This window comes from Streptomyces sp. NBC_01707 (genome assembly GCF_041438805.1).
Classification (GTDB): Bacteria; Actinomycetota; Actinomycetes; order Streptomycetales; family Streptomycetaceae; genus Streptomyces.
Genome location: NZ_CP109191.1, coordinates 248,604 through 261,768, shown reverse-complemented (window position 1 = coordinate 261,768; position 13,165 = coordinate 248,604). Strand labels below are relative to the sequence as shown.

General features: G+C 66.8%; 9 protein-coding genes and 4 pseudogenes. 3 read left to right on the top strand and 10 right to left on the bottom strand.

Features of this window, described 5'->3' with window-relative positions; translation table 11 throughout:
- The first annotated feature begins 248 nt into the window (after positions 1 to 248).
- Entirely contained in the window at positions 249 to 668 is a 420-nt protein-coding gene (panD, locus tag OG963_RS44040; protein ID WP_331750328.1) for an aspartate 1-decarboxylase, read from the top strand.
- A 356-nt stretch (positions 669 to 1,024) separates the two neighbouring features.
- Here the strand turns inward: panD and OG963_RS44035 are convergent.
- Both OG963_RS44035 and OG963_RS44030 read right to left on the bottom strand, forming a co-directional pair.
- Positions 1,025 to 1,215: pseudogene (locus OG963_RS44035) on the bottom strand (integrase core domain-containing protein); the annotation flags it as partial.
- Between the two features lie 19 nt (positions 1,216 to 1,234).
- Positions 1,235 to 1,992, bottom strand: a pseudogene (locus tag OG963_RS44030) (transposase family protein).
- 101 nt (positions 1,993 to 2,093) lie between these two features.
- On the opposite strand from OG963_RS44030, the gene OG963_RS44025 reads away from it, so the two are divergent.
- Positions 2,094 to 2,636 (top strand): hypothetical protein, encoded by a 543-nt coding sequence (locus tag OG963_RS44025; RefSeq protein ID WP_371800414.1) that lies wholly within the window; start codon positions 2,094 to 2,096, stop codon positions 2,634 to 2,636.
- A gap of 94 nt (positions 2,637 to 2,730) precedes the next feature.
- Here OG963_RS44025 and OG963_RS44020 read toward each other — a convergent pair.
- Positions 2,731 to 3,729, bottom strand: a pseudogene (locus OG963_RS44020) (IS3 family transposase); the annotation flags it as partial.
- Positions 3,730 to 3,795: 66 nt separating this feature from the next.
- Positions 3,796 to 4,042, bottom strand: a pseudogene (locus OG963_RS44015) (helix-turn-helix domain-containing protein); the annotation flags it as partial.
- A 645-nt stretch (positions 4,043 to 4,687) separates the two neighbouring features.
- Between OG963_RS44015 and OG963_RS44010 the strand changes: the two are divergent.
- Positions 4,688 to 5,833: an XdhC/CoxI family protein gene (locus tag OG963_RS44010; protein WP_331750257.1), complete on the top strand. Its 1,146-nt coding sequence runs from the start codon at positions 4,688 to 4,690 to the stop codon at positions 5,831 to 5,833.
- 375 nt (positions 5,834 to 6,208) lie between these two features.
- On the opposite strand, the gene OG963_RS44005 is transcribed toward OG963_RS44010, so the two are convergent.
- Genes OG963_RS44005 through OG963_RS43980 form a run of 6 tightly spaced genes read right to left on the bottom strand, consistent with a single transcriptional unit; the run spans position 6,209 to position 13,101 of the window.
- Positions 6,209 to 7,477, bottom strand: coding sequence for an MFS transporter (locus OG963_RS44005; RefSeq protein WP_331750254.1), 1,269 nt, complete (start codon positions 7,475 to 7,477; stop codon positions 6,209 to 6,211).
- Positions 7,474 to 8,544 carry a GntG family PLP-dependent aldolase gene (locus tag OG963_RS44000; protein ID WP_331750252.1) on the bottom strand — a complete coding sequence of 357 codons (1,071 nt, stop codon included), beginning with the start codon at positions 8,542 to 8,544 and terminating at the stop codon, positions 7,474 to 7,476. Before OG963_RS44000 ends, OG963_RS44005 begins: the two co-directional genes overlap by 4 nt.
- A gap of 10 nt (positions 8,545 to 8,554) precedes the next feature.
- Positions 8,555 to 10,027 carry an argininosuccinate lyase gene (gene argH / locus OG963_RS43995; protein ID WP_331750250.1) on the bottom strand — a complete coding sequence of 491 codons (1,473 nt, stop codon included), beginning with the start codon at positions 10,025 to 10,027 and terminating at the stop codon, positions 8,555 to 8,557.
- Positions 10,024 to 11,241, bottom strand: a complete 1,218-nt coding sequence (locus OG963_RS43990; RefSeq protein ID WP_371800413.1) for an ATP-grasp domain-containing protein — start codon at positions 11,239 to 11,241, stop codon at positions 10,024 to 10,026. The genes argH and OG963_RS43990 overlap by 4 nt, the downstream gene beginning before the upstream one ends.
- 11 nt (positions 11,242 to 11,252) lie before the next feature.
- Positions 11,253 to 12,365, bottom strand: coding sequence for a pyridoxal-phosphate dependent enzyme (locus tag OG963_RS43985; RefSeq protein ID WP_331750246.1), 1,113 nt, complete (start codon positions 12,363 to 12,365; stop codon positions 11,253 to 11,255).
- 10 nt (positions 12,366 to 12,375) lie between these two features.
- Positions 12,376 to 13,101: a kinase gene (locus tag OG963_RS43980; protein WP_371800412.1), complete on the bottom strand. Its 726-nt coding sequence runs from the start codon at positions 13,099 to 13,101 to the stop codon at positions 12,376 to 12,378.
- Between the last annotated feature and the right edge of the window lie 64 nt (positions 13,102 to 13,165).

The window sequence follows — 13,165 nt, the reverse complement described above, 5'->3', positions numbered from 1 at the left end:
TGAGAATCAACCGCGACTGGCACGACACCCGAACCCCGAACCAAACAACCTCAGGCTCCTCTCGTCTTTGCTCTCACCACTCATCGCATGCAGGCCGGATGGCGTACCGGCATCACCCAGAACTGGTTGCGGAGCAGTGCGTCTGTTTGGAACGGATCGGGGCGGCCGATCGGAACATGAATCGCTGTACTCTGCTGGCACTTGTCCTGCACAAACCAGGTAAGAAGCAGACTGGTTGGGGATTTTCCATGCTTCGAACTATGTTCAAGTCAAAGATTCATCGCGCCACCGTGACTCAAGCTGACCTGCACTACGTGGGATCGGTAACTATAGATGCGGACCTGCTCGATACCGCCGATCTACTGCCCGGCGAGCTCGTCCACATTGTTGACATCACCAACGGCGCGCGGCTGGAAACATACGTCATCGAAGGCGAGCGCGGTTCCGGCGTCATCGGGATAAACGGTGCTGCCGCGCACCTCATTAGGCCGGGTGACCTAGTGATCATCATCAGCTACGCTCAGGTAGCTGATGATGAGGCCCGGACGCTCAACCCACGGGTCGTACACGTGGACGGTGACAACCGCATCGTGGCAGTGGGCGCCGACTCGTCCGAGCCAGTGCCGGGATCGGATCAGCGCCGCAGTCCTCAGGCTGTCAGAGACTGACCTAACCGTCTACGGCCATACAAGTTGGTGTGTGACAGCTGCGAGGCGTCGTCGCCGGCGGCTGGCATGATCCACCTTTGATGGCCATGTTCATCGGTGGGGCTCGCGCATCAGCGGTGCACGGGTGCCACTCGCCACTTGATCTTATTGGCTGAGCCGTGGCAAGAATGTGTTGAGGGCCGCCGCCATGCTGCTCAAGCTGGGTGAGAAAGCAAGCCGCGAAGGCCGGCGCCGATGTATGACGCCACCGCCTCACGCAACACAGGCATCGCCGTCTGCTTCCAGCATCTCCCCGACGCCGACGCGCTCCTGGAAGACGGCTACTGAGGTTGATCCTCGGGAATGGACACCGGGTTTCACGCGACGAGCGACAGTGTATGTGACGTGATCAGTCTTTCGAACTCGGCTGGTGCGAGGTAGCCGAGGGCGGAATGCCGACGGCACCGGTCGTAGTACGACAGCCAGCGGAACAGCTCCAGCCAAGTCTGCGCCTTCGCGGTGCTGCGCCTCCATAGAGCAATTCGCGCTTGGTGCCCTGGAAGAATGAGGGTTTTCCAACCTCGCGCTCATGCGGCGACCTGTAGGGCGAGGACTGCCTTGACGATGTCTGTGATGCGGGTGGTGCTACAGCGGAGTTTGCGCAACAGCTTCCAGGCCTTCAGGGTGGCCATAGCCTGCTCGCCGACCGCGCGAATCTTCGCGTGAGCGCGGTTGACCGCCTTCTGCCCTGTGGAGAGTTTGTCCCAGTGGCCGCGGTAGGGGACTCGGATGGCCGGGCCGGCCCCCTGGTACGTCTTGTCCGCCCAGCACGGAACGCCCGCTTGGGTCAGGGCCTCGGGGATGTTATGGGTACGAGCGGCTTTGATGTCGTGCACCGCGCCGGGAAGGGCCGGAGATGCCCAGATCAGCTTCCCGAACGGGTCAGTAAGCACCTGGACGTTCATGCCGTGGCGCTTGTGCTTCCCGGAGTAGAAGGGTCGGTCGGCAGGGATGCGATCGATGGGCACCAGGGTGCCGTCCAGTATGACGAACGCCTTGGTGGTCGCGACAGTCACAGCCTCCTCGAGGGTGGGTGCGAGTGCGGCCAGGACCTCCACGGCCTCGGTGATGTACCGGTAGACGGTGGCGATTCCGATGTTGAAGGCTGCGGCGAGCTGGGGGTAGGTGTCACCGCACCGTAGATGGGCCAGGGAAAGCAGAGCCTAGCGGTGACAGGTCAACCGCCGCCACGGATGCCGATGCGGCGCCGCCGGGCCGCCAGTTCACGCGACAGCAGGCGTAACCCGGAGCTGGACAGATCGATCGCCGATGGATACACAAGCACACGAAGCTCCTGGAAGTCGGTGTCGGTCACTGCGGTTCTCGTCATCAAGAGCTTGGCCGACCTCGGCAGCCGGAGGAGAACCAGGAGGCGAGTGCACACCCGTGGTTGGCCAAGTCATAGTGACCTGGCAGTTGGGCGACGTGGGTGTCGCCGGCGAGGTTCTGTCCCGCGACGGTTGGCAGGCGCTGCGTGACGTGTCAGAGTGGCGAATCCGAGAGCGGAGCTTCTTCGGCGACGTCACCCTGAGGGTCGGTGACACCGAGTTCCGGTTTCAGCGTGCCGCCATCGTCGACTTCATCATGTCCTGGCGCTTCGGCTTGGAGCAGCTGACCCTGAGGAGCCAGGGGTGTGTTGAGCTGGCGGACAACGGGGAGCAAGTCAGTCTGTTTTGTGACGCCTCCACTGTGATCCTGTCGTCTCCCTACGACCAGCGATCAGCGTCCTGCCTGTTCGTCGACCTCCTGGCTGCGATCCTCAGGTTTGCCCAGACCGCCTTGGACGAGGTGACGCGGGCCTACCCGGACCTGCTAGTCCACGACCTAGTAGACGGTCTGTTCCGTGGCCTCGGGATGAGAGAGCTCGGGCGGGAGCAGTATCAACGCCACAGCGCAGCCGCAGCAAAGTGCCGCAGCCGCGAAACATGACGAGCGGAAGCTCACGGGTTCACCTTGAGGACATCCGACAGCAAGAGCAGGCCCGCAGACAAGAGTCTCTGGCGGCAGAGTGGAAAGGGCTCAATGACTCGGCGAGGGCATTGTCGGAGCTCGAGCCGGTCCGGCCCATGCCGCGCCGGTCGCAGAACTCGGCGAAGGCGGCCGCGCTGTATTAGGCACCCCTGTCGGTGTGGAAAACGACGCTGCGGACCAGGCCTCCGCGGCCGGCCATCTCGATCGCGTCTGAGACCAGTGAGGTGTGCGTGTGGTCGACGATCGATCAGCCCACCGCCTGCCTCGAAGACGTCGATCACCGTCGCCAGATACAGCCACGTCCCGCCGACGGCTATGTAAGTGATGCCGCCGAACCACCTGGTGTTCAACCTGTCCGCGGTGAAGTCGCGCATCACCAGGTCCCGCACGGGCAACGCGGTTCTGTCCGCGATCGTCGACCGCTTCTTGCTCCGCAGGTGACGGTCGACGATGAGGTTGATCCGCATCAGCCGGGTGACACACTTGCGGTAGATCCTCTGTCCTCTCGCACGCAGCTCAGCATGGACGCGCGGAGCCCCATATGCTCCCTGGTGTTCAGCATGTATGGCACAAGGTCTCGCTCACGGTCCGCTTCTCCTCCGCCCGGCGCTCGGCGCGGGCCTGCTTTGTGGTCAGTGCTGGTAGTAGGCAGCGCGGGATACCCCCAGGACCCGGCAGATCCGCATGACGCCGAAGTCGGCGCAGTTCTCGGAGATGACGTCCCAGCGGCGGAGGGCTCACTTCACTCCGGCGCGAAATAGGCCATTGCCCGGCGCAGAATCTCGCGCTCCAGCTGCCACTCCGGCTCGGCCTTCAGCAGCCGAGTGTTCTCCGCCCGCAGCCGGGCCAGCTGCTCCGCCGCGCTCACGCCGCCATCGCGGTCCTCGGGCGCGGCCTGAGCCTCGTCCTTGCGCACCCACGTCCGCAGCGACTCCGCGGGGATTCCGAGATCAGTAGCCGCCGACGCATACGTCCGCTTCCCGGCCGCGACGCGATAGAGCGCGACAGCGTCTCTCCTGGACTCCTCAGGGTACGGAGACTTATGTCCCACCTGGATATCCCTCCCTGGACCATCGAGATCCATTGTCAGGGTGTCCACTCCAAGGGATCAGCCTCACTTGCGAGCCTGCCGCAGATCGCAGACACCGGCTTCCACCTCGGGTGCTGTGCGATGCGGGGTGGTACTGGCTGAAGCGGTCGTGCAGACCCACCTCGCCCTCGGTCCGCCACCAACACATCCCTGGTAAGCGGTCGCCCGCGAGAGACCCATCTCGGCTGCCACGTGGGCGACCGGCCGGCTGGCGCGGACACTCGGCAAGAAACCGTCTCCCGAAGACGGTCAGCCGGGCATTTCGGTGGGCCACGAAGACCTCCGTGTGGTGCAGTCCTACATAGCTCCACCACGCCGAAGGTCTTCGCCATCATCAAGACCCGTGAGTACCAAAGCGCTCGTGATCAATACACCTAGGGTCTGGGTAAGAAGGTCCGCGCTGCACGGGCATACCATCACGAGCTGGTCACGGCCGGATGCCAAATGACAACGCAACGCCCCACGCCCGACAGGAGCTGGTCGAATCGGCCGTCGGGCAGTGACGTCGCGTCCGTTGTCCTCTCTGGGGCCTTCCGGCCAGACGTCGCGGTGCGGCAACCGACCGAAGCGACCTCGCCCTGGTCTCGTCATCTGCTGCCGGACGGCCTGCCACGGGCCCGGCGCTCAACCACCCCATCCACTGTCGGGGTCCTCGGGCGAGGTGCGGTGCGCTCCGGGCATGAGAGGCAGAGGCAGGATCATGTTGTTCACGCTCCTTCTGCTGGCCCCCGGGCGGGGGCCTCGCCGTCGATTTTCGTGATCCGCGCGGCGGTGGGACCCCGATGGTCCGCTCACATAGCTGCACGACACCAAGGACCACGAGGAGCGAAAGAGGAGAAACTGCACTCTAGGGACAAGAAGCGTCGCGCGGTTGTGCGATGCTGCCGCTCCCCCCGCCGCCGTTGAGAAGGGCCGAACGATGTTGGAAATCGCCGAGGAACTGCACCGGTGGGCCGAGCAGGGCCGTGACTTCGCGGTGGCGACGGTGGCGGCGGTCGAGGGCAGCACCCCGCGCGGACCCGGCGCTACGCTCGCCGTGGACGCCAGCGGCGCGGCCCTTGGTTCGGTCTCCGGGGGATGTGTGGAGGCGGCGGTATACGAGTTGTGCCAGCAGGCTCTCCGCGACCGGGAGAACGTCTTACAGCGTTTCGGTCCCGCCGACGATACTGGTCTGGATGCTCTGACCTGCGGCGGCACCGTGGAGGTCCTCGTCGCACCGGTGCGAACTGCCGATCCGGTGCGCCCGGTGGTCGCCGCCGCACTCTCTGCCGTAGCGGCCGGCCGCGCGGTCGCGCTGGCCCGGGTCGTGTCCGGCCCGCAGCGGCGGCTGGGGCGGGCACTGCTCGTTGGGCCCGACGGCGTCCTGGCAGGGGGCCTAGGGGCCGGCCCTGGTTTGGACGGTACGGTCACGGACGAGGCACGGGCGTTCCTGGATGCGGGCCGCACCGGTCTGCTGGAGATCGGCGAGGAGGGGGCCCGTTGCGGTGGCCCGATGACCCTGCTAGTGGAGTCCGCGCAATCGCCGCCACGGATGCTCGTATTCGGTGCGATCGACTTCGCGGGCGCCCTCGTCGGAATCGGGAAGTTTCTCGGCTACCGCGTCACGGTGTGCGACGCCCGTCCGGCGTTCGCCACCCGGGCCCGCTTCCCCGAAGCGGACGAGATCGTCGTGGAATGGCCGCACGTCCACCTGGACCGTGCCGCGACGGACAACCGTACAGTGCTGTGCGTGCTCACCCACGACCCGAAGTTCGACGTCCCGCTGCTGCGGCGGGCGTTGCGACTGCCCGCCGCGTACGTGGGCGCGATGGGCTCTCGCCGCACTCACCTCGACCGTGTGGAGCGACTTAGGGAGGCGGGTGTAACGGAGCGGGAGCTCGCCCGGTTGCGCTCTCCGATCGGTCTCGACCTCGGTGCTCGCACCCCAGAGGAGACCGCCCTGTCCATAGCCGCGGAGATCGTCGCGGTAGGCCGTGGCGGCACAGGAACGCCGCTTACGGGGGCCGTCGGCCCGATCCACCACAACGCCTCGCGGCGGCAGATCCACGGTACATCGGCGGTCTGATACGGCGGAGTGGCACGGCGCTAAGGCGTGCGCTCCGCACAGCGACGCGAAGTCCTGGGCAGCGCAGCTGGGAGCAAACGGCCTCCCCTGCTCCTCGGCAAGGATCGCGGGATTCTCATCATCGACGACACCGGGTGTGGGCCACGAGGCGCTGAGGAATCGAGCTGGCGGGAGAACCCGCTGCTGGTCATCGCAGTGACCGGTTGAAGCTGGAGGTAGGCGGAGCCCTGGGTCGGGGGTGAAGCTGGAAGTGAGGTGCCCCCTGTGGTGCGGACACACCGACGGCGCTCCGCCCACGACTACCTCACACCGATCGAGTTCGAACAGCGGCTGATCATGTCGACTACGCTGTCATTTGCCGCGTGAATCCTGTATTTACCGCCGGCGATCAACCTCAAAGTCACGCATGCGGCGCAGCGGAGAGCACGCCACCCAAAGGACAGCAAGGCAGGTGCCCACTGCGCCGATCCATAGAGTCGGACGTACACCAAGAAGTTCCCCGAGTGCGCCGCCAGCCAGCGCACCGACAGTAAGGGCGCCAAAGCCCAAGAACCGGACGGTGGCATTGACCCGGGCCAACATGTCCTCAGGGCAGGCGCCTTGCCGGTAGCTAACCTGGGCAACGTTGTAGACGACATAGCCGTACCCGGTGATCAGAAGCCCGCCCAGGGCAGGGGCGATCGACAGGTGTGGACCGGCCAAAGGCACAAGAAGTAGCCAAGGGAAGGTGAGCGCTGGCACCAGCCACACGGCACGTGCTTGGCCAACGCTCCGGAGGACGCGGTGCGCCGATATCGCGCCGAGGGCTCCACCGACCCCGGCCACACTGAGCGTCGTGCCGACGGCGGAGTCAGACAGGCCTAGGTAGCGCGTCAGGAAGTACACCTGGGTGGCGCCGAATATGCCGCTAAAGAGATTCGCGGTGGCCGTGCAGGCGGTGATCGCGCGCAGGGTGCGCGTCTGCGCGGTGAACTGCAGCCCGGCGCGGATTTCAGCAAGTAGCGACGGGTGTCCGCAGGTGGACGACGGCGCCGGGTCATCCCCACGCACCCGGCCCAGTAGCAGCGCGGCCGTCAGGTGTCCGACAGCCGTGCCGGCCACCGGGAAGGCGGGGCCACTGAGTTGGACGAGGGCGCCGCCCAGGCCCGGACCAGTGATCTGTGCAAGGGATTGGCTGGACTGGAGCCGCGCATTGCCTTCAAGGAGTTGGTCGCGCGCGATCAGCACCGGGAGGTGAGACTGGTAGGCGATGTCGAAGAGGACCGCACAGACCCCGCACAGCAGTGCCACGACTATCAGCTGGGGGACTGTCAGGCCCCCAGCCCACCAGGCCACTGGGATTGTCCCCATCAGCACAGCGCGGACGATGCCTACCCGGCGCATCAATCGGCGCTGTTTCGCCTGCGTGACCCACACTCCGGCAGGCAGTCCGATCAGCAGGTAGCCCGCGGTCTCGGCGGCACCGAGCAGCCCCATCTCCAGCGGAGTGGCCGCCAGTGTCGTGGCAGCCACCAGCGCAAGCACGGTGTTCCCGACATATGTACCGAACTGACTGACCGTATCCGCGGCCCAGAACGTCCGGAACGCACGGTGAAGGAGTAGTCCGGATGGCCGGGACCCGGTGATCGCGCCTGGCCCACTCACCGGGCGGCTCGTGGGGCAGCGGCCAGAACCTCTTTCAGCACCTCGACGGCCCGGTCGACATCGTCGGCGGTAACGCCTGAATGAGTGACGGCTCGAATGCGATCACGGCCGAGTTCCGCGAGTCGCACACCCCGTTCGTCGGCACCTGCAAGGAGGGAGGCAGTAGTGTGCGCGGTGCGCTCCGTGTCCACGCTGAAGAACACCATATTGGTGTGCGGCGGTTCGGGGTCCAGCAGCAATCCGTCCACGCTGGCGAGGCCGGACGCCAACCGGGCTGCGTGGGCGTGGTCATCGGCGAGCCGGTCAAGCATTTCGGTCAGCGCGACGATCCCGCAGGCAGCAATCAGTCCTGCCTGCCGCATGCCGCCACCCAGCATCTTGCGGTAGCGGCGGGCGGTACCGATCGAGACCTCGTCGCCGGCCAGAATCGAGCCAATGGGGGCGGAAAGCCCTTTGGACAGGCAGAATTGCACAGTATCCGCGTGGGCGGCGATGTCCGCCGCCGAAACGCCCAGCGCCAGCGCCGCGTTGAAAATCCGGGCACCGTCCAGGTGGAAGGCAATGCCGTACCGCCGGGCAAGGGCGGCTGCTTCAGCGAGATAGTCGAGGGGCAGGGGGATACCACCGCGCCGGTTGTGTGGTGTCTCGACGCTCAGGACGGCCGGTAGCGCGAATTGTGGGTCGTCGGCGTCGACCTCACAGGCCTCGGCGACAACGTTAAGCGGCAGAATTCCGTCGGCTGCAGCCGGAACCGGCTCGTAGACTATGCCGCCGAACACGGATGCGCCGCCTGCCTCGTACACGTAGATGTCGGACTCAGCGCCGACGATCGCCTTGCCGCCGCGCGGGCTGTGCGTAAGCAGCGCGGTGAGATTGGCCATCGTGCCGCTGGGCATGAGGCACGCGGCGGGCTTGCCGAGCAACTTGGCGGCTAGTTGCTCCAGGTCGGCCACGGTCGGATCTTCGCCGTATACGTCGTCGCCTAGGCGGGCGCGGCCCGCCGCCTCCAGCATGCGAGTCGTGGGCAGGGTGAAGGTGTCGCTGCGCAGTTCGACGATATGGCTCATCGGGGAAACCTCACGATCGGTAGGTCACGGCCGACACTGCGTCGGCCAGAGTTTCTTCGGCGGTCGCCCAGCGTGCCTGGCGCACGGCGGCGCTAGCGAGGTTGGCGTCAAGGCGGTCGGTGGTGTCCTGAAGGGCTGCGAGCACAGAGGCCGGTGCCGGGCCGCCGCCCGCCGTGGCGGCGCAGACGATGGAGGACGGGTCGAGGGCGGTGAGCGCGTTGGGCGCGCGCCCGGCCAGGCGTTCAGCGGCGACCTCCTCGAACGGTCTGCCGGTATTCAAGGCGACCCTGCTGATGTCGCCTACCTCGTGGTGGGCGGTGCGGAATGGTATTCCGGCGACGACTAGGCGTTCGGCCAGCGCGGTGGCGGCTGTGAGCCCCTCGGCAGCGCGACGACGCATGAGCTCGGCGTCGGGTTCGGCTCCTGTAACGACTAGCCGCAGCAGGAGTACGGCATCGGTGGTGGCCTCCAGGGCGGGCCAAATGTGGCCAACGGCTTCGGTGCCGACCGCTATGGCATTGGTGTACCGGGCAGTGGACATGGCGGTGGTCGCGGCTGTGAACGCGCCGAGGGCCACAGCGGCCTTGCCTTGGATGTTCTCCAGCAGGAACGGATTGCGCTTTTGCGGCATCATCGAACTGCTCCCGACCAGGTCGTCCGGCAGCCTGAGCAGCGGGTTTTCGGCGCTTGTCCAGGACTGGAGGTCGTGTGCGACACGGGTGAGGAGCACGCCGAGGACGGAGCAGGCGGACAGCAGCCGCAGCACGAGGTCACGGGACGCGACGGCGTGCAGGGAGTTAGCCAAGGGCACCGCGAAGCCCAGGAGTTCTGTCGTGCGTCGGGGGTCGACCGGCAATGTGGTCCCGCCTGTGGCCCCCGCCCCCAGGGGGTTCTCGTCGATTTCCCGACCTGCGTGTTCGAGTTGCTCGAGGTCGCGTACAAGAGCAGCGGCCACACCCGCGAGATAGTGACCGTAGGTGACTGGTACTGCCGGCTGATGGTGAGTGTAGGCGGGCATGACTGTCCTGTGCGACCGGTGGGCTCGGTCGGTCAGAGCGCGCCCCAGGGCGTCCGTCTCCGCCCGTAGGCGGTCGTAGGGCCCTCGCAGCTGAAGCCTGAGCACGGTGGCATTGAGATCGTTTCGGGACCTACCGCTGTGCAGGACACCGCCGGTCTCCTCGCCGAGAGTCTCCACGAGGTAGCTTTCGTAGGCCAGGTAGCGGCCGCGGGGGGCGGGGCGATCCCGCAGAGGGGCGAAGCCGGCGGCACGCAGGGCATCGATGCCGGCGAGCAGCCGGGCGGCCGTACCCCGCCGAACGATCCCCTGTTCGGTGAGCATGACAACGTGGGCACGATCGACGTCACTGGTGGGCCAGAGCTCGCCGGCGACCGGGTCGGCTGGAGGCCGTAGGTGCCGGTCAAAGAGGATTTCGGCGGCGGCAGGGGCGACGGCGGAGGTCAGGCGTCCCTTCGCGGCGGTCATACGGCCGCCTTGGAAACAGGGCGAAGCGCCGTGCGCAGGCGGTCGAGCCCGGTGGCCGCCGCAAGCGCTGCTTCCCCAGCGGTGCATGCGGTCGCTATGACATGTCCAACCCGGTCGCGATGGTCGTGGTGCGGGACGAGGCGTTCGTCACGACGGCCGGTGAGAGTCTCCTCGGAGACATACCGTGCCGGATTCGTATGGCGGGCTCTCGGCTCCTGTAGCGTCGCAGGGCGGTCAACAACCAGGAATCGCAGCGACGAGTGCATGGCGGTTCGGGGCTCCAGCTCCTCGTGACGGCCGAGAGCCGCAGTGACCTGGGCGCGCACCAGGTCAACGGACAGCGCGGAGCGGATCAGTTCCGGGATCATGCCGCCGGCAAGCCGTGGGTTGACCTCGATCACAACCGGGCCGTTGATGCCGTAGCGCATTTCGACGTGGGCGGCGCCGAAGCCGAGACCGAGGGCCTTGACTGCCATCACACCAGTGGTGGCCAGGGCTTCGGCCTGCGCGGCTGGCAGCGGGGCTGGCACGTCGTGTCCGATCTCCACGAAATGCGGGGCGGCACCGAGGTGCTTGGCCACCACGGCAACCGGAGTGCAGCCGAACACTTCCACAGAGAACTCCGGCCCGTCGACGTACTCCTCGACCAGGAATCCAGGCGCAGTTGGCATACCCCGCTCGTTGTGGGTACGCACAAGCAGACGGGAGGCATGCTCCACGACCTCCTCCCGGGTGACGCACAGCCGTACACCCGTGCTGCCGGAGCCATCGGCAGGCTTCAAGACCACTGGAAGGCCGACCCGTTCGGCAGTGTCGAGCGCCATGTCCACGGAGGTGACGAGGGCGTGCGCGGCAACTGGCACTCCGCCTGCAGCGAGCGTGACGTGCTGAGTGCCCTTGTGACGGCAGCGGGCAACGGCATCCGGCTCAGGGCCTGGCAGTCCCATCACCGCGGCTACGGAAGCCGCGACCGGCACGAAGTAGTCGGAGCTGGTGGTCACACCGGCGGGTGAACCGTCGGGCAGTGCGGCTATCGCATCGAGGACGCCGGCGGGCGCAGAGGTGCACGCGCGGACCACTTCGACGCCGTCCGCTTGCGCGTAGGCGTATCGGCCGGGGTCTTCGGCCAGTAGCACCGGCCGCACGCCCATCTCCCGCGCACGCTGGGCGAACAGCCGCCCGGTGCCTGAGGTGTTGGACTCGACCAGGACCAAGGTCGGCGGATTCATCGGGGCTCCTCGATGGCAGGTTCATTGGATGACCGAGGGTCGTTGGACGATTGCGGAGTGTCCGATGAGTGCGAAGTTCGGAGAGCGTCCTCCAGGGTGCGGCGGCGCCAGTCCATGCGGGCCCAGCCGCCGAGCGCCGCACCAGGGTGGGTGACACTGCGCGGCTCACTGGCATATGGCTTGTCGAGAAAGCCTTGAGAAGCCAACCAGTCGTCCTGGTAGACGGTGTCTTGGTAGCGGTGTCCTTCGTCCGGGAGCAAAGCCACTACCTGCGCATCGGGGTGGCGCTCCGCGTACCAGCGGGCGACAAGGTAGGCGGCACCACTGGTGGGGCCCATGTACAGGGCGTGCTGAGCGTGGAGCTCGCGAGTTGCCTGAAAGACCTCGGCGGGACCCGTCCAGTGCACCTCGTCGTATGCGGCGTGCCGCACGTTCGGCGGTACGAGGCTGTTGCCCAGTCCGCGCACGGTGCGCGGCCCGTCAGGCTGGCCGAAGATGGCGCTGGGCGAGGTGTCGACGCCTATGAGATGCAACTGGGGTTGGAGCAACCGGAGGAAAGCTGCGGTACCGCCGGTGGAGCCGCCAGAGCCGACCGGGCCGACCAGACAGTCCACGAGCCCGAGCGTTTCGGTGAGTTGCTCGGCGACGGCGGCGTAGGCATTGGGATTGTCACGGTTGTGGTACTGGCCCGGCACATAGTGGTTGGGGTACTCAGCGCGCAGTTCCTCCAGCCGGTCCAGCCGGGCCCGCTGGAAACCTCCCTCCGGGCTCGGCTCGTGGCAGATCTCCACGCGAGTGTTCAATTCCAGCAGACGGCGGCGGAGCGCTGGATCGATCGCCGGGTCACCGACGATCACCAGGGGGTAGCCGCGCAGGCGGCATACCATTGCGAGACCGAGTGCGAAGGTGCCGGAGGACGTCTCAAGAACGGTAGTCCCTGGACGGAGGTCCCCCCGCTGCTCGGCCCGATCGAGCATGAATCGGGCAGGCAGCAGCTTCATAAGGGTGAACGCGGCCCCACACAGGTTGGGGCCCAGACGGATCAGACGGGGCAGGGCGCTCGCCTCGACGATAGAGTCACTGGGCGCAGGCAGAGTGGGTGAAGACATTGGGTGCCTCTCATCCTCCGGTGGTGAAGTACCAGGTCTCTCGGACACCCAGTGCGTCGAGCCGCTTACGAGCGTCGTCGGTGCGGACGGCGAGATCGGGCAAGCACGGGTCGAATACGAGGCCCGCGACGTCCCCGCTGTGTGCAACCTGGAGTCCGGCCGCGCCCACCGCCTCACCGATCCCAAGTAGGTCCTCGAATCCGGGCACGGGCAGGTGTCTCTGGTTAAGGCGGGCGCTGGCGGTGGCCACCCGTCCGAGCAGGTCGAGGTCTCTGGTCCGGATGGCGCGGCGGGCCATACCCAGGAGTGGGCGGAAGGCCTCTATCTCCCAGACCGTGTAACGGGCTGGGGGCAGTTCGAGAGTGGCGAGGCCGGCGCCGGCCTGGCTGGTGCCGAAGCCGAGTACGGCCAGCGGCATCAGTGCGCCACCCAAGTCCGCGACTACCTCACCCGCTCGGTGCGCGAAGAGAACAGCTCGGTCCGGGTACATCAGCGCGTCCGAGGCGGTCTCAGCGGCCACGGCCAGGACGGCGCTCTCCTTCGGATCCGGAATGCGTCCGGCCGCGTCGTAGACCGCTCCGATGGCAGCGAGGACGTCCGCGGTGGAGGAGCCGAAGCCCCGACCGGGCGGAATGTTGCTGCTGACCCGGAGCGTGCCGCCGGTGGAGGGGCCGTCAAGGGTGCGCAGGGCTAGTTCTGCTGCGCGGGCGGCCTTCATCCGCCAGGGTTCGTCCACAGTGACGGTATCGGTAGCAGAGGATGGCTCGAAGTTGGCGCGGGAGATGTACAACGGGCAGGGC